At 68.3% G+C, this 249-nt stretch carries 1 pseudogene; it reads left to right on the plus strand.

From position 1 onward, the window contains the following. Nucleotides 1–249: pseudogene (locus R0J88_RS22260) on the plus strand (hypothetical protein); the annotation flags it as partial.

Raw genomic sequence — 249 nt, forward strand, 5'->3', positions numbered from 1 at the left:
CATCGGCTGCCTGAAGGCGGGGGCAGCCGACTATCTGCCCAAGCCGTTCGACCAGCAGGCCTTCGCGCGCAGCGTGCGAGATGCGCTGTCGCTGCCACGCCAGGGGACGCCGAGTGCCGCGCCCCCTCCGCCCCAGGCACATGCTGGCACGGCCAACAAGCCGGTGGAGATGATTGGCCATTGTCGCGCCATGCAACAGGTCTATACCCGCATCCGCAAGGTTGCGCCCGCCGATGTCACCGTGCTGGT

Origin of the sequence: Pseudoalteromonas sp. SIMBA_162 (assembly GCF_046535955.1) — a bacterium.
Lineage (GTDB): Bacteria > Pseudomonadota > Gammaproteobacteria > Enterobacterales > Alteromonadaceae > Pseudoalteromonas > Pseudoalteromonas marina.